The organism is Holophaga foetida DSM 6591 (genome assembly GCF_000242615.2).
In the GTDB taxonomy this organism is placed as follows: domain Bacteria; phylum Acidobacteriota; class Holophagae; order Holophagales; family Holophagaceae; genus Holophaga; species Holophaga foetida.
This window is the reverse complement of the sequence record NZ_KI912268.1, coordinates 2593223-2613009: the sequence shown is the minus strand read 5'-3', so window position 1 is coordinate 2613009 and position 19787 is coordinate 2593223. Positions and strand designations below refer to the sequence as shown.

Here is a 19787-nt window from a genome sequence, read left to right as displayed (position 1 = left end):
AAGATTAGCGCATCCATTCCAGGCTCACAGCCCCTTCAGGAAGCCCTCCACCTCGCCCCAGTCCCGGGTGATGGGGAAGGGGGGCAGGGCGGCGCGGACCTGGGCTGCATAGCGTTTCCCGTAGCGGTCCTCATGGGGCAGCATGAGGCGGGGGTCCAGGATGCAGACCACCCCCTTGTCCGTGCGGGTGCGGATGAGGCGGCCGATGCCCTGCTTGAGCTTGAGGGTCATCTGGGGGACCTGGATGCCGATGAAACCCAGGCCCTGCTGCTTGGCGTCGGCTTCGCGGACCCGGGCCTGGAGCACCGGATCATCCGGCGGGGTGAAGGGCAGGGCGGTGACCACCACTAGGCTGAGGGCCTCCCCTGGGAGATCGACACCCTGCCAGAAGCTCGCCAGGCCTAGGAGGACGGCGTTGGGAGTCTTGCGGAAGCGGTCCAGCATGGCGTGGCGGGTCAGGCCCTCGCCCTGGACGAAGAAGGTCATTTGGGGAAGCGCCGCCTCCAGGCGGGGGCGGAAGGCCGCCAGCATCTTGCGGCTGGTGAAGAGGAGCAGGCCCCGGCCCCGGCTTGCCACCAGGAGCCGCTCCATGGCCGCCAGGGAGTTCTCCACCCAGAGGGGGGCCCCGATGCCGTCCCGGCCGGGCTTGCGTTCCGGCAGATCCGGGGGCACGAAGAGCACCCCCTGCTTGAGGAAATCGAAGGGGCTTTCCACGTGCTCGCTGCGCTGGGCCTCCTCCTCCGAGAGCCCCAGGCGCAGGCGCAGGCCATTGAATCCGCGACCATCCCGCAAGGTGGCGCTGGTGAGGATCACCGTTTCGAAGCCCCGGCGCAGGTGCTGGTGGAAGAAGGGCTTCACATCCACGGGGTTGGCCTTGAAGACCACGGTGTGGGGCCCCTCCCGGGTGATGGTGGAGACCCAGCCCTCGGGCTGGGCGAAGATCTGCTCCATGCGCTCGAAGGCGGTGCCGATGCGCTCGCCGAGCTTGCGCCAGTTGAGGCTCTCGGGGCTGCTGTCCGTGCTGCGGGAGGCGAGACGCTTGGTCTCCTTCCAGGCGGCCTGCCCGGCTTCCACCCAGGCCCCCACTGCGTCCGCAATGATGGAAAGGGGCAGGCGGCCATCATCGAAGCCGTAGACCGAGCTGTCCAGGGGCACCTGGGCCAGGAGCAGGCCCCAGGCGTCCTCCCAGGGAAGCAGGTGGGCCGAGAGGGCGGCGGCGTCCGGCTCCTTGAATGACTCGGATTCCAGGTCCCGGAAGAGCATGGACATGGCCCGGCTGGACCAGATCTCGGCACAGCTTTCGGTGAGCTGCTCCTCGATCTCGTGGGCTTCGTCCAGGATCAGCACCGGAGCGTCCGGCAGCACCTGGCCGAAGGCCGACTCCCGCAGAACCCGGTCCGCCAGGAGCAGGGCGTGGTTGGCGATGATGAGGTCGGCCTCGGCGACTTCCTTGCGCAGGCGGGTGAGGAAGCAGGCCTCGTAGTGGGGGCACTGTTTGCCGGTGCAGCGCTCGGCCCTGGCGTTGAGGCGATCCCAGAGTTCGGATTCCCCCTCGCCGTGGGTACCCAGCTCCTCCCGGTCCCCCGTGAGGGTCTCCCGGGCCCAGCGGGGCAGGGCCAGCCAAAGACCGTGGTCCTTGGCCTGCATCTCCGCCGGTGGATGGGCTTCCATCTCTTCCCAGGCGGCCATGCAGAGGTAGTTGGAACGGCCCTTGGCCAAGACGGCCCGCACCTCCCGGCCCAGGATGCCCCGGACCCGGGGCAGGTCCTCGTCCATGAGCTGGCGCTGGAGCTGCTTGGTGCGGGTGGTGACCACCACCGGGTTGCGCCCCGAGGCCAGGGAAGGGATGAGGTAGCCCAAGGACTTGCCGGTGCCGGTGCCTGCCTCGATGGCCTGGAGCATGGCATTGGGCTTGGTGTCCGGCTCTCCGCCGGAGCGGCGCCAGGCCCCGAAGCGGCCCTCTCCCTCGGCGATGGCATCAGACACCAGTTCCGCCATCCGGCGCTGCCCAGGCCGCTCCTCGGCCCCCGGAAAGCAGGCATAGATGCGCCCCTGGGGCGGGGCAAAGAAGGCGTCCATGGGGTGCGGCATACTCCTACAGCATGGCGGAAAAAGGACGAAAGTCCAAAGGCATTCCCGCTTGAGGGTTCACCTGGGCGCGCCAGTGCGTCCGAAGCCCTTTCGAATTATGTAAGTGGCTTGTTTACATGGCCTCGCAAGGTCCTATCTTTGAGCGGTAGATGATCCAATTGTCATGGGGGAGCTATGCCACTCAGCAATCGACTAACCGCGGAATTCTTCGGCACGCTATGGCTGGTCCTGGGCGGGTGCGGCAGCGCTGTGCTGGCGGCAGGTTTTCCCGGTCTGGGGATCGGATTCCATGGGGTGGCCTTGGCTTTCGGCCTCACGGTGGTGACCATGGCTTATGCCATCGGCCCCATCTCGGGCTGTCACCTCAATCCGGCGGTCACCCTGGGACTGGCCACGGCGGGTCGCTTCTCCTGGGGGGATCTGGTCCCCTACTGGGTGGCCCAGGTTCTGGGTGCCATTGCGGGAGCTACCATCCTCTTCGTGATCGCCTCGGGCAAGCCAGGATTCGTCATCGGAGGTTTCGCCAGCAATGGTTACGGGCCGTACAGCCCTGGCCAGTACGGCCTGAGCGCCGCCCTCGTTACCGAGATCGTGATGACCTTCTTCTTCCTTTTCGTGATCCTGGGAGCCACCTCAAAGAAGGCCGCCCAGGGCTTCGCCCCCTTGGCCATCGGCCTCTGTCTGACCCTCATCCACCTCATCAGCATCCCGGTCACCAACACCAGCGTGAACCCCGCCCGCAGCACCGGGCCCGCCCTTTTCGCGGGAGGCTGGGCCCTCAAGCAGCTCTGGCTGTTCTGGGTGGCTCCGCTGGTGGGCGCCTTCCTGGCCGGTCGGGTCTTCCCGAAGGTAGAACAGGACTGACTGGATGATTTTTCATCCTGCCCATCCTGTACATCCTGTTTGATGGTGTTTTCCAACAGGATGTACAGGATGGGCAGGATGGAAGATGTGACGTTCGGCCGCTTAGGGCTTGATCTTGTCCTGCGGGCCCTGCCGGTTATGGGATCATTGCCCCAGGAGACGGGGATGAGCAGATGGATTCCATGCGCACTGGCAATGGCCCTGTTGGCCCCGGTTGGGTACTCCGCTCCGGTGGCGGTCAAACCGAAGAAGAAGTCTGTTGAGGATATGGTGATCGAGGCCAACCGGAAGATTTCGGCGCCCCGACCCCTGGCGAAGAAGCTCCCCTTGACTGCGATCGAGGGTTCCCGGGTCAAGGTCTTCCGGGAGGCCCGAAAGTCTGTGGTCTACATCTCCAGCGCCGCCCTGGTTCAGGACGTGAAAACCCGTGACTTCCTTTTGGTGCCCGCGGGTTCCGGGACCGGTTTCGTCTGGGACGAGGCGGGCCATGTGGTGACCAATCTCCATGTCCTCATGGTCAAGGATGACCAGGGCAATATCAGGCCCGCTGCGGACCTGGCGGTGACCCTGGCGGACGGCAAGACCTACAAGACCAAGCTCATCGGGGTCAGCACCGCCTACGATGTGGCGGTGCTCCAGGTCTTCGCGCCCCTCAAGGACATGAGGCCCCTGCCCATGGGCAGTTCCGGCGATCTGGTGGTGGGGCAGTCGGTGCTGGCCATCGGCAATCCCTTCGGCCTGGACCACACCCTCACCCAGGGCATTGTCTCGGCCCTCGGACGCCAGCTCAGGACCCTCTTTGATACGACGGTCCCCGAGGTGATACAGACCGATGCGGCCATCAACCCCGGTAATTCCGGCGGGCCCCTCCTGGACAGCGGAGGCCGTCTCACCGGCATGAACACTGCCATCGCCCCAGCCACCGGGGCATCCGTGGGCATCGGCTTCGCCATTCCGGCCGATATCCTGCGCCGGGTGGTGCCCATCCTCATCCAGAAGGGATACCTGGAACGTCCCCACCTGGGTTTCGAGGGCGCTTCCCCAGTAGTGGCCCAGAAGCTGGGCGTTCAGCGCGGCGTCGTGGTCAGCGAGGTGGAGGCTGGCGGGCCCGCAGCCCAGGCGGGGCTGCAGGGTCTCAAGAAGGATGAGGCCGGGAAGGCCATCCTGGGAGATGTCATCGTGGGATACCAGGGTCAGCGGGTGGACACGCCGCTCCAGCTATGGTCCATGCTTGAGCAGGACCTCCCGGGCGCCACCCTGGTCTTCGATGTGGTCCGGGAGGGCAAGCTGGTCAAGGTGACCATCAAGCCGGGTAAGAGCAAGCCCAAGGCCGAGAAACCGACGGTCTAGTACTTAGGTCTACTCTTTCCGCTTCCCCCGGGGGCCGGGCCTGGAAATGCTCTCCAGCCCTGGAGGCACCGGAGGCAGGTCCGGCAGGGAGAGGGGCACCATCTCGTGACCGCCCAGCACACGCCAGGCCCGGGCCTGGCGCGGGAGGCGCTCCGGCTGCATGACCTCCCAGCCCTGGGCGTAGGAGACGAAGGGGGGGATCACCAGGGCAAAACCGGTATAGAGGAAGGCCGGGTAGCGTACCCATTCCTCCTTTCCGTCGGGGCCAGGCACCGGTACTGCGAAGAGCGGGTGCAGCCCCCCATTGATCCAGAAGCCGTTGGCGGAGTCGTGGCGCGGGTAGACGAAGATCCGACGTCGGTGCATGAGGGTGTGGGAGCCCACTCGGAACTGCTCCACGGGCTGGACGCCGATCTTCTCCATGACTGGCCCGACGGAGCGTTCCGGATGCCCCACCACCTGGACGACTTCCCGGTCCCGACCCTTCAGCTTGCGGAAAAGGGTGCGCATCTCCTCGGCTTCGTCATCCTCTACCGTGCCCTGATTGGGCTTGATATCTCCCAGGAGAGCCACCCGTTTGGGCTGGAATTCATCCAGAAGTCCCAGGAGGCGTTCCCAGATATCCGAATGCTGCGAATCCGGGAGGAGATCGGGGCGCTTGCGCCTCGCAGCGCCCAGGCCCAGAAAGAGGTCCGCAATGACCAATGTTTCCTGGCGCGGCAGGAAGACCGCCCGTCGGCTATCGAGGATGACATCGTCGGAAAAGGGGATATGCATGGATCGGAAGCCTTCGGGAACCCTGGTAAGGCTTCCATTGGAACATGCCGAGCCTCCTTTGGGGCATCCTGGTTCTGGAGACCTGATATGGCTGCACCCATGATCCAGTATTCCGCGGGTCTCGTTTCGGGATGGGCTGGGGGCGTCCTGTCGGGGCTGTTCGGGCTGGGAGGTGGCTTGGTGCTCATCCCATTGCTGGGTGCCTTCCTGTCCCTGGGTCAGCACCAGGCCCAGGGCCTGACCCTGGCGGCCATGCTGCTGCCCAACGGGCTCCCGGCCGTTCTTGAATACCGGCGTCGGGGCATCAGGCTCTGGGGACACCTGACGGCTTTCCTGATCCTGGGCTTCCTGATTGGGGCCTGGGGTGGAGCCAGGGCAGCCAACCTGATTCCCGCCAAGGAGATGCGATGGATCTTCATCGCCTTCCTGTGTGTCATGGCCCTCCGCACCCTTCTGAAGGGGGACGGTTCGCTTCAGAACGATGCTCCAGGATCCCTGGCAATTCGTAATGTCTGGCTGCCAGGGGTGCTCACAGGACTGGTGGGTGGGCTGGCCTCTGGCCTTCTCGGGATCGGCGGCGGGGTGATCATGATCCCCATGCTTGCGGGCTGGCTCAAGCTCTCCCAGCACGAAGCCCAGTTGGCCAGCCTCACCATGATGCTTGCCCCCGTGGGCCTGCCGGCGGTCTGGGTCTATGCCCGGTCCGAGGGGGGCCTGCCGTGGTTCATCCTGGCCGGGGTGGCCAGCGGCTTCATGGTCGGTGCCTACCTGGGGGCCCGGATCGCCGGGCGGATCCGGGGGCCGAAGCTGAGGGTCTGGTTCGCCTGCATCACACTGGCGATGGCGATTTTGTTGGCGATACGAGGGTAGGGTGATCCCTGTATGTCTAATTTGTATTAAACAAACATTGACTTTGATTGATTGGTGGGTTAATAATTCCTGGTTGATGGAGGTGCGCCATGATCCAGCTAAAACATTCAATCCATAAGTAACACTTCAAGAGAAAAACGAATTGTTATCCAACTTGTATCCCATCCAAAAAAGTGGCGTTATCCCATCATTTGCCTGGAGCAGAATGCTATGGATACGGAATATTCCCGGGGAATCGAGGGCTTCCGGACTATGGAGGATTTCAAGGCGTTCAACCTGGGCGATGCCATCGCATGCCCGCTTATCACGGTGGATGAGCTTGACCAGTAGTCGCTAACAGCCCTGGACCAGCACATCCCAGTGCCCCCCGGGGAAGGGGGTGGAAGTCCGCACCTTGAAGTGGTCCGCATCCTGTCCGAGCACCGGGGGGCCTCCGGCGGGCTGATCGGAGGTGAAGCGGTGGAACTCGTCCACCAAGCCCTCGGCCAATGCCCGCTTGGCCAGGGTGGGGCCCCCTTCGAAGAGGACCCGGCCCACGCCCCGGGCGGCTAGTTCGTGGAGGAGATGCCTCAGGCTGCAACCCCTGGGGCCAGGGGGCAGCTGGAGATCCTCCACGCCGGGGATGGTGGGCCTGGCCCCCACGGTGGCCCGGAGGGCGGGCTGGCCCTCCAGTGGCTGCCAGATGCGGCAATCCGGGGAGAGGCGGCCATGGCTGTCGAGGACCACCCGGAGGAACTGGCGATGGGGGACGCTGGGTTCGGGCCAGCGGTCCGAGAGCTGGGGGTCATCCACGGCCACGGTGCCGCTGCCCACCACGATGGCTTCGCATGCCCGCCGCAGGGCATGGGCCAGCTTCTGGACCTCAGGGGGAGTGACCTGGGTGCGCTCGGTGTCGGGACCGGTGGAACCGTCCGATCCCAGGGCCAGCTTCAGGATGACCCAGGGGAGGCCGGTGCGGATGAGCTTGAAGAAGGGGGCATGGAAGCGGTGGCAGGCTTCTCCCAGCACGGATTCCGTCACCTCCACACCCCGGGAGCGCAGGAGGGCCATGCCCCCGCCGTCCACCCGAGGGTTGGAGTCCTTGGTGCCCACGACCACCCGGGCGATGCCCGCCGCCAGCAGGGCATCGGTGCAGGGCGGGGTTCGCCCATGGTGGCAGCAGGGTTCCAGGGTCACGTAGGCTGTGGCACCCCCCACATCCGCTCCGCGTTGGGCAGCGTCTCGCAAGGCCATGATCTCGCCGTGGGGGGTTCCGGCCTTGGTGTGTACGCCCCGGCCCAGGACCTTGCCGTCCTTGGCGATGATGCAGCCTACGGGAGGGTTGGGGCTGGAGAGGCCAACACCCTTGAGGCCCTCCTGGATGGCCAGGGCCATCAGCCGTTCGTCGCCCCGCAGGGCGCAGGGATCGGGCCAGGGGCCCCCGGTGGCAATCTGCCAGGCCCAGGCTGGGGTCAGTTCAGGCACTGAGGAGTCCATCGACAAAGGCCTCCGGATCGAAAGGAATGAGATCATCCACGCCCTCTCCCACGCCCACAAAGGCGATGGGAAGCTTCATGCGCTCCAGGATGGGCACCACCACGCCGCCCTTGGCACTGCCGTCCAGCTTGGTGAGCACCAGGTCGGTGATGCCTGCCGCGGCCTTGAAGGCCTCGGCCTGCACGAGACCGTTCTGGCCCGTGGTGGCGTCCATCACCAGGATGACCCGATGGGGAGCCTCTGGAATGACCTTCTGGAGGCTGCGGTGGATCTTGTCCAGTTCCCGCATGAGGTGGTCCTTGGTGTGGAGCCGCCCGGCGGTATCAATGAGCACCCAGGGAGTGCCCTTGGCCTGGGCGGAGGTGGCTCCATCGAAGGCGATGGCTGCAGGGTCGCCCCCCATCTGATTCCGGATGACGGGCACCCCGGCCCGTTCACCCCAGAGTTCCAACTGATCGATGGCGGCGGCCCGGAAGGTGTCTCCAGCCACGACCAGGACATCCTCCCCCCGGGACTTCAGGTGAGAAGCCAGCTTGCCCAGGGTGGTGGTCTTGCCCACGCCGTTGACCCCCACCAGCAGGACCACCTGCGTACCCTTGGCCTCCAGGGGCCTGGAGGGCACCTGCCGGAGGATCTTCAGCAGCTCGTCCTTGAGGACAGCCTTGGGATCGATCTCGGCATTCCGCTTCATCTCGAAGCGCAGCCGCTCCATGAGGCGCTCCACGGCGTGGAGGCCCAGGTCAGCCTGGAGCAGGAGGTCCTCCAGCTCCAGGAGCTGGTCCTCGTCCAGGCGCCGGAGCCCCAGGAGCCGTTGCATGGGGGCGAGGACCAACTCCTGCGTACGCTGGAGGCCCTGTTTGAACTTGTCGAAGAGATTCCCGAAGAGACCCAATGCTTGCCCCGCTTCCCAGGTTGTTCCACGTGGAACCCCGGATCATTATCCCGGAAATGGATAGACTGTGGCCATGTCCCGGCGATCAGACATCCCTTTCCTGACGGTCTTCGGTGCCGGTCTCTGGATGACCGGCGCCTGGATCCTGTCCAAGGCAGGCCTGGACCTGCCCGCCCGCACGCCTCCCCAGGTCATCCACCTGGAAGGCTTGTCCCAGATCCTTTTCGCCGGAGGGCCTATCCTCGGCGGCGTGGCCCTGATGATGGCCGCCTGGCGGGTCTATCGGGGTGGCGAGCTGGGTCCGGATCAGATCACCCTATGGGAAACCGTGGCCTTTCTGGCCGGTATCGCCAGCCTCATCGCCGGGGTCTTGATGGGGGAACGGGTCTGATCGCAGCTTGAAAGATGAAAAAGGCAAAGACTGGCTGGGATGGAGGGGATACAGGGGATGAAAAGCCTCCGGCCCCAGTCCCATTCTCAATCAATAAACTAAAGCAAAAAAACGACTTCCACCACCAAGGCACGAAGGCACCAAGGAGTCACCAATGGCTCACCAGCGGCCATGGATTTGCCCCAGGGTGAGTGTGCAAGCCAGCCTGTGCGATGGCACTCCACTGGGCTGGACACGCTGGCCCCCCCGGAACCAGGCCCGCGTGTCCTGGTCAACGCATCATGTTTTTCTTCGTGGAACTTGGTGCCATTGCGGCTTCGCCGTCCGCCCCCGCGTTGCTGGGCTGACCCAGGTGCCCCGCCAGCAGACCATTTCTTTATCGGTGTGAATCTGTGTGCATCTGTGGACGGTTCTGCTTTTGCAATGGCTCCGTTCCATGGCGGGGGGCTGAACGCTTACTTTTGGCTTTTGTCTGCGAATGCGTATCAGTCCCAGAAAAGCTCTAGCGTCCTGGTTGACCAAGCCTCACGCTTGGCTTCTGTATCCCTTTTATCCCCTCCATCCCAGCTGATTATCTTCCTGCACACGAAAATCCCCGGCCGGAGCCGGGGATTTCGGAGCCTGATCGCGGCTACTTGCCTGAAGCCTTCTTTGTGGGAGCCTTTTTCGCCCCGGCCTTCTTCTCCGGGCAGGTCCACTTGGTGAGGGCCATCTCGAAGACCTCCTCCACGTGCTTGACGGGGTGGAAGCTGAGCTTGGCCCGGACCTCGGGGGCGATCTCCTCCAGGTCCTTCTGGTTGGCGAAGGGGATGATGATGTCCTTGATGCCCACCCGCAGGGCGGCCAGGGACTTCTCCTTGAGGCCGCCGATGGCCAGGGCCTCGCCACGAAGGTCGATCTCGCCGGTCATGGCGAGGGTGTTCTTCACTGGGACGCCCTTGAGGACCGAGAGCAGCACCGTGGCGATGGCCAGGCCCGCCGAGGGGCCGTCCTTGGGGATGGCGCCTTCGGGGAAGTGGATGTGGAGATCGTGCTTCTGGAAGACTTCGGGATCGATCTCGAAGGCGTCGCTGCGGCTGCGGATGTAGCTGAGGGCTGCCTGGGCGCTTTCCTTCATGACGTCGCCCAGCTGGCCCGTGAGGATCAGGCCGCCCTTGCCCGGCATCTTGAGGGCTTCCACGAAGAGCACATCGCCGCCGGTGCTGGTCCAGGCCAGGCCCGTGACCACGCCTACCCGGGGGGCCTTGAGGCGCTCGTCCTTGAGGAGCTTCAGGGGCCCCATGAGCTCCTGGATATTGGCCTCAGCGAGGGTGAACTTGCCCTTCTGGCGCTCCTCGGCGACCCGCCGGGCGATCTTGCGGCAGACGCTTCCGATCTCCCGCTCCAGCTGGCGCAGGCCTGACTCCCGGGTGTAGCCCTGGATGAGGGCCTTGAGGCCGGACTTGGAGAAGGCCACCTGCTCCTTGGTGACGCCGTTCTTCTCGAGCTGGCGGGGGATGAGGTGCTTCTCGGAGATGCTGATCTTCTCCTCCAGGGTGTAGCTGGAGAGGGAGATGATCTCCATGCGGTCCCGGAATGCGGGCTGGATGGGGTCCAGCTCGTTGGCCGTGGTCAGGAAGAGCACCTGACTGAGGTCGATGGGGACGTTCATATAGTTGTCCCGGAAGGTGTGGTTCTGCTCAGGATCCAGCACCTCCAGCAGGGCGGCGCTGGGGTCGCCGCGCATATCCCGCCCGATCTTATCCACTTCGTCCAGGACGATGACCGGGTTCATGGTCTGCACCTGGTGGAGGGCCTGGACAATGCGGCCGGGCATGGCCCCCACGTAGGTGCGGCGGTGGCCCCGGATTTCGGACTCGTCGTGGACGCCGCCCAGGGAGACCCGGGCAAACTTGCGGCCCAGGGCCTTGGCCACGCTCTTGCCGAGGGAGGTCTTGCCGGTGCCCGGAGGGCCCACGAAGCAGAGGATGGTGCCCTTGAGGTCGGGCCGGAGCTTGCGCACCGCCAGGAACTCCATGAGGCGGTCCTTGATCTTCTCCAGGCCGTCATGCTCCTCGTCGAGGGTGTCCTTGGCCAGCTTGAGGTCCTTGTTGTCCTCGGACTGGATGCCCCAGGGCATCTCCGTCATCCACTCCAGGTAGGTGCGGGTGACGGCGGTCTCGCTGGAGTCGGGGTGCATGCGCTCCAGCTTCTTCAGGTTGCGGTCGATCTCCACCAGGATGTCTTCGGGGACCGTGAGCTTGGCCAGCTTGTCCCGGAAGGCCTGGATCTCCTCCGCCAGCTCATTGGTCTCTCCGAGCTCCTGCTGGATGGCCTTGAGCTGCTGGCGGAGGTAGTAATCCCGCTGGCTCTTGTCCATCTCGCCGCGGGCCTCCATGGTGATCTTCTGCTGGACCTCCAGGAGATCGATTTCTCTCATTATCAATTCATGTATTCGTTTAAGGCGCTGAATGGGATCGATGATCTCCAGGACCTCCTGGAGCTGGGGGCTCTTGAGATCCAGGTTGGAGGCCACCAGGTCCGCCAGGCGTCCGGGGCTGTCCAGGTTGGCAGCGATGACCAGGACCTCCTGGTTGAGGTTCTTGCCCAGGGCTACGGCCTTTTCCAGGGTCTGCTTCACGGAGCGCATGAGGGCATCCAGTTCCACACCGGAACCGGAAACCTCTGGCTCCACCAGGGGTTCCACCCGGGCCTTGAAGATGGCGTCGGTCTCGGTGAAGTACTCCACCCGGACTCGCTGGAGGCCCTGGACCAGGGCCCGGATGCGACCGTCCGGGAGCTTGAGGACCCGCACGATGAGGGCGGCGGTGCCCACCTTGTACAGATCCTCGGGGCCGGGGTCATCCATCTCGGTCTGCTTCTGGGAGAGGAGAAGGATCATGCGGTTCTCCACCAGGGCCGTATCCACGGCCTTGATGGACTTGTCCCGGCTCACGCTGAGGGGAAGGATCACATAGGGGTAGACCACCACATCCCGCAGAGGCAGGACAGGCAGCACCTCGGGGATCTTAGGCTGCTCATCGAACAGTTGGGTGGGACTCAATTCTTCGGCCAATGGATACCTCTTTGGGGTTCAGTGTAGCTCGGGGACCCTTTCATGCCATCCATCGCAAGCCAGGACCAGATGCAAAATTCGCAGGTGCTACCCGTTCAGGAGACGATTTCGATCGATCCGGTCCCTTCCTGGTCTTTCGATGCCGGAACCCTTTCCTGGAAGCACGGCCCTCGCTCAACGCCCATCACGGGTGACGAAGCCTACTTCGTCCAGTGGGCGACGCATCTTGATTATGGCTACCCCCAGATGAACACCAGGGCGAAGAGCGCCATGGCCCCCAGGGTTACCCAGTCGCCAAAGAAGGCGGAGGACTGTTCCCGGGCCTTGACGGGACTCCAGCTCTGAAAGGCCACCCGATGCATCCCCACTAGGCAGAAGAGGGGGGGGAGCTCTGGGAGGCGCAGGGAGCCGTCGAGGCCCCGCCGAAGACAGATGGCCACCAGGGCGGCCAGGGCCAGGGAACCAGCCAGTCCTGCCCCCAGTCCCATGGCGAATCGGAAGGGCCGATGGGCTTCATGGGTGCGTCGGTGGAGCCCCTTCATGCAGTTGAGGTAGTAAGCCAGTCCCAGGGTGAACAGGGAGGCCCAGGGGGTGAGAGGGATGGAGACCATGGGGTCGGCGCCGCTCTGGAGCCGCAGCCAGAAACCCAGGGCGATGATGGCCTGCTGGAGGCCCAGGTGGCGCTTGAGGCCCAGGGAATAGCCCAGGTTCAGCAGAAGGTAGATGCCGACGAGAAGGGCCAGACGTCCCGGAAAGCGGGTCAGGGCCAAGGCCAGGAGCAAGGCCAGGAAGCCCGCATAGGCCAGGGCATGGCCCCGGGAAAGGGCCCCTGAAGCCAGGGGGCGATGGAGCCGGTCGGAGCGATGCCGATCGCTTTCCAGGTCCGCCACATCGTTGAGCACATAGACCAGGCTGGCTGCGAGTATCCAGACCAGGGTGATGCCCACCAGATCTGGGGCCTGGGTGCGGAAGGCGCCGAGGCCGTGGAAGAAAGCCGGCAGCCAGATGATCCCCGCCTTGTAGTGCTGGGTGGGGCGCAGGAGCCGCAGAAGGGCGCGGAGGCGTTGGGGCAACGGGGATTCCTTGTCTGAGGAGGTTCTGATCTCCCTAGATCCTATCGCTTCGGATGATTTCGCTCCTTCTCAGACTTCTGCGAGGATCTAGGAGGCGAGGTTGAGATGGTGCTGCCAGTGCGTGAATGCGAGCTCAGCGGTTGGGGTCGTCACCCCGTGCAGCGCTGCGGCGTACTCCGGCCCGATCGCTACGGGGATCTGAGCAGGATCGAGGCTGATACCCTCCCCCGGGGTCTGGGCCGCAGCTACGGGGATTCCTCCCTGAACCAGGGGGGGCGTGTCGTGGAGATGACCCGCCTGAACCGTATCCTGGAATTTGATGAGACCTTGGGCATCCTGGTGGCGGAGGCCGGGCTGAGCCTGGCGGAGGTGGCGGAGATCTTCCTGCCCCGAGGCTGGTTCCTGCCGGTGACCCCCGGCACCAAGTTCGTAACCCTTGGGGGTGCCATCGCCTCCGATGTCCATGGCAAGAACCACCATGGAGAGGGCTGCTTCTCCGCCCATGTGGCCTGGATCGAGCTCTTCACCCCCGCTCTGGGGCGCCTGACCTGCTCCCCGGAGGAGCATCCCGAGATTTTCTGGGCCACCGTGGGGGGCCAGGGGCTCACGGGGATCATCGGGGCCATGGCTCTCCAGCTCAAGCCGGTCTCCAGCCTGTGGATGGAGGTGACCCATCACCCTGCCAGGGAACTGGAATCCGCCTTCAACCTGCTGTCGGACCCCGAGGCTGATGCCCCTTACACCGTGGCCTGGATCGACTGCCTGGCCAAGGGCAGGGAGCTTGGCCGCAGCATCTTCATGGCGGGCCACCATCGGACCGAGAAGAACCTGCCTCCCGCCAAGGCCCCCAGGTCCAAGCCTTTGATCCAGGCCCCCTTCAACTTCCCCTCCGGGTGTCTGAACTCCTTGACGGTCCGGGCCTTCAACGGGGTCTACTACCGTCGCAATGGGCGAAAGCGCTTCCCCTTCCTGAGCGCCATGGATCCCTTCTTCTACCCACTTGACATGGTTGGCCACTGGAACCGCATCTACGGCCGCCGCGGCTTCGTCCAGTACCAGAGCGTCCTGCCCCCCGGCACCGCCTTCGAGGGAGTCAAGGCCCAGTTGGAAGAGATCTCCGCTGCAGAGGCCGCCTCCTTTCTGGCGGTGCTCAAGCGTCTGGGGGCTGCGGGCCCAGGGCACCTCTCCTTCCCCACCGAGGGATACACCCTGGCCTTGGACCTGCCCTACCGGGGCCCAGAGACCGAGGCCCTCCTGAAGCGCCTGGACGCCATCGTCCTCAAGGGCGGTGGCCGGGTGAATCTCTGCAAGGATGCCCATCTCTCCCCCGAATCCTTCCGGGCCATGTACCCCCGCTTCGAGGAGTGGCTCGGGGTGAAGGCCCAGGTGGACCCCGAGTGGATGCTCCAGTCCAGTCTCAGTCGCCGACTGCGCATGAAGGAGGGCGCATGAAGGGTCCTGACGTGAACGAGGGGGACCGCCCGCTCGCTAAGCTCGCTCTGCGTCCCCCTCGTGCTCCCCGCGTGGTGTCCGGGCTAAGCCCGGGCAACACGCCTGTCCTCATCCTGGGCGCCACCTCCCCCATGGCCCGGGGGCTGGCCACGGCCCTGGCGCAGTCAGGGCAACCCATCTACCTGGCCTCGCGGGATGTCGAGGAGTGCGCCCGCTTGGCCTCCGATCTGCGGATCCGCCACGGGGTCACGGTCTTCCATGGCCACTTCGACGCCGGGGATCTGGAATCCCACCTTCCCTTCCTGGGCACCGTCCTGGAGGCCCTGGGCTCCCTGGAGGGCGTCGTCTCCCTGGTGGGCACCATGGGTGAGGATCCCGCGACCCTGGACCCCTTCAAAGCCGAGCAGATCATCCGCAGCAACTACCTGGGGGTCGTCAGCATCCTGGGGGCCTGCGCCCAGCACTTCGAGAGCCAGCGCCGAGGGGTGATCGTGGGCGTGACTTCCGTGGCCGGGGACCGGGGCCGCCAGAGCAACTTCGTCTACGGCTCCGCCAAGGGCGCCCTCTCCATCTGGCTGAGCGGCCTGCGGAACCGCCTCCATTCCAAGGATGTGCGCGTGGTGACCTTCAAGCCAGGCTTCGTGGACACCGCCATGACCTACGGCAAGCCCGGCACCTTCTGCGTGGCCAGCCCCATGGCCGCTGGCCGCGCCATGGCCTGGGCCCTCCACGGCGGCCCCGACATCGTCTACTACCCCCGGATGTGGCGCCTTATCATGGCCATCATCCAGCACATCCCCGAGCGGGTGTTCAAGGGGATGAAGCTGTAGGGGACCTAGTCCACCAGGAAGCGGGCGGGATCGTAGTCCTGCTCCTGGCGAAGCACAGTGACGATACGAAGAGCACCTGCCTCAACTCTGTAGACGACCCGGAAGGGGCGTACTCCGAGGATCTCCCGATAGGATCGGTCCAGTTCTCCCACATGGGGAGCCATCTCAGGAAACTCCGCAGCGCGGGTGATTGCCTCGGTGACTTTCAGCCAAAGGTACCGTGCGGCAATCGGGTTCTCGGCCTCGATATAGGTCAGGATTCGATGGAGGGAGTCCTCGGCACCTTGGGACCAGAGGATGGGAAGGGCTCTCACGCCCATCGCTTAGCCATCCGGTCCACCACCTCCTCATGGGTGCTGAAGCGGCCTGCTCGAAAGTCCTGCTCGCCTTCCGCGATGGCTTCCAGCAACTCCATGCGTTTGAGCATTCCACGATAGGTCCCCACATCGAGCAGGACTGCGGCTTCCCGTCCCCTTTCCGTGATGAGGACCGGGATGCGATCCTCCCGGAGCTGGTCAATGATCTCTACGGCATGCCGCTTGATGTCAGTCACGGGTTTCAGAGTGGGGAGCATGGAGTACCTCCGATTAAAAGTGATTCTTTTGTAGTCCTTCGTCAATCACAAAAGTTGTACACCAAACGCCAAGGCTTTAGGACACTCCCATCGTGAGGCTCCGTTCCCCTGTGCCATACTGGCCCCAGCTCGGAGGAATAACCCATGAACCTCCCCCAACCCAAACACCCTGGCTACACCCTCGACGATTGGCAGACCTGGGAAGGACGCTGGGAGCTGATCGACGGGGTCGCCTACGATATGACGCCCTCGCCTTCGACAGCCCACCAGGAGATTTCCTCCAACCTTCACAGCGCGATATGGAACGCCTTGGAGGCAGCCAAGCGAAAGTCTGGCGGCGACTGCAAGGTCTTCGCGGCCCCCACCGATGTCTTCCTGGATTCGGGGGTCCTCATCCCTGATCTTCTGGTGGTCTGCGATCCAGCCAAGATCTCCCCCAGGGGCATTGAAGGCGCCCCCGACCTCGTGGTGGAGATCCTGAGTCCCAGGACCGCCGGCAAGGACCACAGCATCAAGCGATGGAAATACGAGGCTGCTGGGGTGCCCGAGTACCTGATCGTCGACCCCGATGAGCGCCTCGGCATCCTGCTCCATCTGGTGGAAGGGCGGTACGAGGAGAAGGCCCGCATCGACTGGGGGGCACCTGTGCGCCTGCTGGGCGGCAGTTTGGGGGTCCGATTGGGCGAGGTGCTCTCCTGAATCTGAGGTACGCCTGTCGCGCTACCATGTCCCATCAGGAGGCTTTGTGATCCCCCAATCCGTGCTGGATACGCTCGTCGAGCGTGTGGTGCAGGCGGTGAAACCCCGTCGGATCATTCTGTTTGGATCGGCGGCCAGGGATGAGATGGGCCTTGATAGTGATCTTGATGTCCTAGTGATCATGGCCGACGGCGCTCGCCGCAGGGATGTTTCTGCTCAGCTCTACCGAGCACTTCGCCGCTTCGGGTGCGCCATTGATGTCGTCGTGGCTACCGAGAACGACGTGCTCACGCAACAGGACAACCCGGGGATGGTCTACCAACGGGCCTTGGCTGAAGGCCGAGAGCTTTATCATGCCGCGTGACCATTTCCCCGGTTCCCCACAAGAGTGGATGCAGAGGGCCAGAGCTAGTTTGGCTCTGGCGAAGGCGGATCAGGTACCAGGCATCCTGTTGGAGGATCTCTGCTACCAGGCCCAACAGTCCGCTGAAAAGGCCCTGAAAGCTCTTTATCTTTGTCTCGGTAGTCCCTTTCCCTTTGTCCACAGCCTTGACCAGTTGCTGGCTGGATTGGAGGACCTTGGAGTTCTGGTTCCGGAAGACGTTGACCAAGCTATCGTGCTGACCCGGTACGCTGTGGAAACCCGTTACCCCGGCGTCTACGAGCGAGTCGAGGTTGAGGAGCACCAAGAAGCGATCCGGCATGCTGAGATCGTGCTTGCCTGGGTTGAAATCCAGATGAACCGACGAGGAATCCAGACGCCATGACCCACGACGCCGAACGCAGCCACCTCAAGGACCAGGTCTTCATGAACATGGCGCTCGAACTGAGCCGCCTCGGGACCTGCTGCCGCCTCAAGGTGGGCTGCATCCTGCTCCGCCCCGATGGCGGCATCGCCTCCGCCGGATACAATGGCGCCCTCCCTGGCATGCCCCACTGCACCCCCGAGACCTGCGGCCCCAACCAGCGCTGCCTCCACACCAGCCACGCCGAGGAGAACGCCCTGGGCTTCTGCGACGGCCTAGTCTCCACCGCCTACGTCACCCACGAACCCTGCCTCACCTGCACCCGCGCCCTCATCCGCCGTGGCGTCCGCCGCGTCGTATACTTCCACCCCTACACCAGCATCGCCGAACAGGAGAAGGCCGAGCGGGAGGCAATCCTGGGGCATTTCGGGGTCAAGTGGGAACGGATCCCCCAGGGAATCGCCCCTTGATAATCAGCACGACCATTGCATAGTACATAGAGCCATCGGGAGGAAAACATGCGCAGACACCGGAACGGAAAGAATGGATTTTCATTGATTGAAGTGCTGCTGGTGTTGGCGATCCTGGGGATCATATCGACCATCGCGATTCCCAGCTATCTAGGGCAGAGACGCAGGGCGCGGGTGATCGGCGATGCCCAGACCAATGCCCAGGTGCTACGGATGGCGCTGGAAACCCGCAAGGCGGAGAACGGAGTGTACGGGACCACAGGAACCTACACCTGGACGAATGGCACCCCCAGCAACTCCACCTTCCTTCCCAGCTTCACACCGAAGGGCAATTCCAAGATGAACTTCAGCCTTCTCCTTGGTTCCACCGGACTCACCTACACGCTTACCGTGCAGGACCCGACCGTGGGTGGCGCCACGATTCTGACCACCACCCAGACCGGATCTACAACCATCGCCGCCTATTGAACCTTCGGCTTGGAGGGTTCCATCTTCTTCTTGGTGAGGGTCTCGATCATCTTCTGCTTCTCGACCTTGTACTGATCCTCCGAGAGGTTTTCCAAGGTCCTGAGCTCGTAACCTTCATAGGTGTAGAGATGGGCTCCGCTTTCCTTGAGTGGGAGAATGACCCGGAGTTGCTTACCCTCGCCCCAGGCGAGGCTCACATCCTCAGCCCGTTCGGAGGCGGGTTTCTCGTACTGGGTGAACCAGATGCCTCCGGGGGCAATAGCGGTGCCCTTGACCAGTTTCTTGAGATCCATCCTGCGGTACTCAGCAGGTTCAGTGGTGACGATGCTTGTATCCACCACCTGATAGCGGATGGGAGCTATCGGGTAGGCCTTCTCAAGGTCTTCTGGCGTAAAGGGCTTGCCAGTTTCCAGGGCCTTCAGGAAGCCGTCGCGCAGCGAGAGCAGGCTCAGGGATGCGGAGCGGGTGGTCGGGGTTGAACTGAAGCCAGGCCCCGCAGCCTTGAACATCACCCGGCATTCCCAGGGGTCCAGATTGAACCCATGCACACCGGCCAGGCGGATTTTGTCAGTGACGTGGTGGAAACGCTCCCCGTGGTCGGAAAACAGCACCCTTACGGCCTTCCCGTAGTGGGGATCCTGGTCCAAGCCATTCCAGATGGGCTCCCAGGCCTTGAGGATAGATGCCATTCGAATGCTGTAAGCGGTGAATGGATCACGCCGGATGTCGTAACTCGCGGCACGTTTTGGGGTGACCTGGATTTTGGCAGAATAGGGCTCGAGCGCACTGGGCCGGGCACTCCACCAACGGGGAAGTTGCTGGAGCTCGAAACGGCGGAGGAAGATCGGCTGGTGGGCCAGACAGGAGTGGAACATCACCCAGCGACTGCCCCGGCCCAACCGCAGGGCCTCCTTCAGTCCCCCATCCAGGGGTGCCCAGGGGTTGGTGGTGGGGAAGGCCCGCCCCCAGTTCTCCCAGATTGCAAAAAGAGGGAAAGAGGCACTCAGGTTGGAATTGACGAAGTTCTCCCAGCCTGGGGCTGGCATAAGCATGTCGTCGAAGTTGGTGGGCCTGCCGAGGAGGCCGATGGTTCCACCGTCATCGATGAAAAACCTCGGTTTCCATCCCGCAGAAGCTGCGCGGTCTACCAAGGGCAGAGGCTGTTCTCCCGTATATTCCTCAAGGGCAGGGGGGGCATGTCCCACGGTGTAGTAGAGAGGGTCACCTCCCCAAAGGATGTGCCAGAGGAGACGAGTGGCGGGAAGGACGGTGAAGGCGTTCTCGTAGGTGGTTCCCTTGTAGGCGGTGGTCTGGGCCTGACCCACGTCCGCCCGCAGGCCATCCAAGCCAATGACCAGCATGGTGGCCTGATCCTCTCCCCCGCGGGAAGTGGTCAGGAGCCTTGGCAGGATCTGGGGTGCATAGACCGTGGATGACCACAGGACCAGGAGGCCGAGGGTTACAAGGGAGGCTTTGAGGAGTCCGAAGGACTGCTTTCGGACCCAAACGATGGGATAGATGATCGAAAGTAGCAGCAGGATGGGGAAAACAGTGAGCATTTCGTCGGTGGGGCGTGGGCGAGGCTGCCTCAGGTAGACGGAGCCCCCACCGATGAAATGCGGTGTTGAACAAGCCCGGAGCGGCGGGGGAGTTGGGCGAGGGCTATGGGGAAATCGCGCCTGCTGATCCACTTTTGGGGACGCCAGGTC

Annotated in this window: 20 protein-coding genes; 11 read left to right on the top strand and 9 right to left on the bottom strand. The window is 63.9% G+C overall.

What is annotated here, in order from left to right; translation table 11 throughout:
• Positions 1–24 precede the first annotated feature (24 nt).
• The gene (locus HOLFODRAFT_RS0211745) at positions 25–2079 is read right to left on the bottom strand and encodes an ATP-dependent DNA helicase (RefSeq protein ID WP_005032211.1); all 2055 of its coding nucleotides are present in this window, start codon (positions 2077–2079) and stop codon (positions 25–27) included.
• A gap of 186 nt (positions 2080–2265) precedes the next feature.
• Here HOLFODRAFT_RS0211745 and aqpZ point away from each other — a divergent pair, with 186 nt between their 5' ends.
• Positions 2266–2955: an aquaporin Z gene (gene aqpZ, locus HOLFODRAFT_RS0211740; RefSeq protein WP_005032209.1), complete on the top strand. Its 690-nt coding sequence runs from the start codon at positions 2266–2268 to the stop codon at positions 2953–2955.
• 165 nt (positions 2956–3120) lie between these two features.
• Complete coding sequence (locus HOLFODRAFT_RS20900) at positions 3121–4305, top strand: S1C family serine protease (RefSeq protein ID WP_158412956.1); 1185 nt, start codon at positions 3121–3123, stop codon at positions 4303–4305.
• 9 nt (positions 4306–4314) lie between these two features.
• Here the strand turns inward: HOLFODRAFT_RS20900 and HOLFODRAFT_RS0211730 are convergent, their stop codons facing one another.
• Entirely contained in the window at positions 4315–5082 is a 768-nt protein-coding gene (locus HOLFODRAFT_RS0211730; RefSeq protein ID WP_005032205.1) for a metallophosphoesterase family protein, read from the bottom strand.
• Positions 5083–5169: 87 nt separating this feature from the next.
• Between HOLFODRAFT_RS0211730 and HOLFODRAFT_RS20895 the strand changes: the two genes are divergently transcribed.
• On the top strand, positions 5170–5952 hold the full coding sequence (locus tag HOLFODRAFT_RS20895; protein WP_005032203.1) for a sulfite exporter TauE/SafE family protein: 783 nt from the start codon (positions 5170–5172) through the stop codon (positions 5950–5952).
• Positions 5953–6285: 333 nt separating this feature from the next.
• Here the strand turns inward: HOLFODRAFT_RS20895 and ribD are convergent, their stop codons facing one another.
• Both ribD and ftsY read right to left on the bottom strand, forming a co-directional pair.
• The gene (gene ribD, locus HOLFODRAFT_RS20890; protein WP_158412955.1) at positions 6286–7416 is read right to left on the bottom strand and encodes a bifunctional diaminohydroxyphosphoribosylaminopyrimidine deaminase/5-amino-6-(5-phosphoribosylamino)uracil reductase RibD; all 1131 of its coding nucleotides are present in this window, start codon (positions 7414–7416) and stop codon (positions 6286–6288) included.
• Complete coding sequence (gene ftsY / locus HOLFODRAFT_RS0211710) at positions 7409–8320, bottom strand: signal recognition particle-docking protein FtsY (RefSeq protein ID WP_005032198.1); 912 nt, start codon at positions 8318–8320, stop codon at positions 7409–7411. Before ftsY ends, ribD begins: the two co-directional genes overlap by 8 nt.
• Before the next feature lie 73 nt (positions 8321–8393).
• On the opposite strand from ftsY, the gene HOLFODRAFT_RS0211705 reads away from it, so the two are divergent.
• The gene (locus HOLFODRAFT_RS0211705; protein WP_005032197.1) at positions 8394–8711 is read left to right on the top strand and encodes a hypothetical protein; all 318 of its coding nucleotides are present in this window, start codon (positions 8394–8396) and stop codon (positions 8709–8711) included.
• Between the two features lie 631 nt (positions 8712–9342).
• Here HOLFODRAFT_RS0211705 and lon read toward each other — a convergent pair.
• Both lon and HOLFODRAFT_RS23160 read right to left on the bottom strand, forming a co-directional pair.
• Positions 9343–11766: an endopeptidase La gene (lon, locus tag HOLFODRAFT_RS20885; protein WP_005032195.1), complete on the bottom strand. Its 2424-nt coding sequence runs from the start codon at positions 11764–11766 to the stop codon at positions 9343–9345.
• A 236-nt stretch (positions 11767–12002) separates the two neighbouring features.
• Positions 12003–12839: a UbiA family prenyltransferase gene (locus HOLFODRAFT_RS23160; protein WP_005032192.1), complete on the bottom strand. Its 837-nt coding sequence runs from the start codon at positions 12837–12839 to the stop codon at positions 12003–12005.
• A gap of 105 nt (positions 12840–12944) precedes the next feature.
• Between HOLFODRAFT_RS23160 and HOLFODRAFT_RS0211690 the strand changes: the two genes are divergently transcribed.
• Positions 12945–14291 carry an FAD-binding protein gene (locus HOLFODRAFT_RS0211690; RefSeq protein WP_005032190.1) on the top strand — a complete coding sequence of 449 codons (1347 nt, stop codon included), beginning with the start codon at positions 12945–12947 and terminating at the stop codon, positions 14289–14291.
• Complete coding sequence (locus HOLFODRAFT_RS0211685) at positions 14288–15121, top strand: SDR family NAD(P)-dependent oxidoreductase (protein ID WP_005032189.1); 834 nt, start codon at positions 14288–14290, stop codon at positions 15119–15121. The genes HOLFODRAFT_RS0211690 and HOLFODRAFT_RS0211685 overlap by 4 nt, the downstream gene beginning before the upstream one ends.
• Positions 15122–15126: 5 nt before the next feature.
• Here the strand turns inward: HOLFODRAFT_RS0211685 and HOLFODRAFT_RS0211680 are convergent, their stop codons facing one another.
• Positions 15127–15435 carry a type II toxin-antitoxin system RelE/ParE family toxin gene (locus HOLFODRAFT_RS0211680; protein WP_158412954.1) on the bottom strand — a complete coding sequence of 103 codons (309 nt, stop codon included), beginning with the start codon at positions 15433–15435 and terminating at the stop codon, positions 15127–15129.
• Positions 15432–15695 (bottom strand): type II toxin-antitoxin system Phd/YefM family antitoxin, encoded by a 264-nt coding sequence (locus tag HOLFODRAFT_RS0211675; RefSeq protein WP_005032185.1) that lies wholly within the window; start codon positions 15693–15695, stop codon positions 15432–15434. The genes HOLFODRAFT_RS0211680 and HOLFODRAFT_RS0211675 overlap by 4 nt, the downstream gene beginning before the upstream one ends.
• Before the next feature lie 144 nt (positions 15696–15839).
• On the opposite strand from HOLFODRAFT_RS0211675, the gene HOLFODRAFT_RS0211670 reads away from it, so the two are divergent.
• The 5 genes from HOLFODRAFT_RS0211670 to HOLFODRAFT_RS0211650 are packed head-to-tail and all read left to right on the top strand — an operon-like array spanning position 15840 to position 18078.
• Complete coding sequence (locus tag HOLFODRAFT_RS0211670; protein ID WP_005032183.1) at positions 15840–16394, top strand: Uma2 family endonuclease; 555 nt, start codon at positions 15840–15842, stop codon at positions 16392–16394.
• A gap of 46 nt (positions 16395–16440) precedes the next feature.
• On the top strand, positions 16441–16758 hold the full coding sequence (locus HOLFODRAFT_RS24990; protein WP_005032181.1) for a nucleotidyltransferase domain-containing protein: 318 nt from the start codon (positions 16441–16443) through the stop codon (positions 16756–16758).
• A complete protein-coding gene (locus tag HOLFODRAFT_RS0211660) occupies positions 16652–17161 on the top strand; it encodes a HEPN domain-containing protein (protein ID WP_084053598.1) in 510 nt (169 codons plus the stop codon). Before HOLFODRAFT_RS24990 ends, HOLFODRAFT_RS0211660 begins: the two co-directional genes overlap by 107 nt.
• Positions 17158–17610: a deoxycytidylate deaminase gene (locus HOLFODRAFT_RS20875; protein ID WP_005032177.1), complete on the top strand. Its 453-nt coding sequence runs from the start codon at positions 17158–17160 to the stop codon at positions 17608–17610. Before HOLFODRAFT_RS0211660 ends, HOLFODRAFT_RS20875 begins: the two co-directional genes overlap by 4 nt.
• A 48-nt stretch (positions 17611–17658) precedes the next feature.
• Positions 17659–18078: a type IV pilin protein gene (locus HOLFODRAFT_RS0211650; RefSeq protein WP_005032175.1), complete on the top strand. Its 420-nt coding sequence runs from the start codon at positions 17659–17661 to the stop codon at positions 18076–18078.
• Here HOLFODRAFT_RS0211650 and HOLFODRAFT_RS0211645 read toward each other — a convergent pair.
• Complete coding sequence (locus HOLFODRAFT_RS0211645) at positions 18072–19637, bottom strand: hypothetical protein (RefSeq protein WP_005032173.1); 1566 nt, start codon at positions 19635–19637, stop codon at positions 18072–18074. The two genes, HOLFODRAFT_RS0211650 and HOLFODRAFT_RS0211645, sit on opposite strands and share 7 nt — an antisense overlap.
• Positions 19638–19787 lie beyond the last annotated feature (150 nt).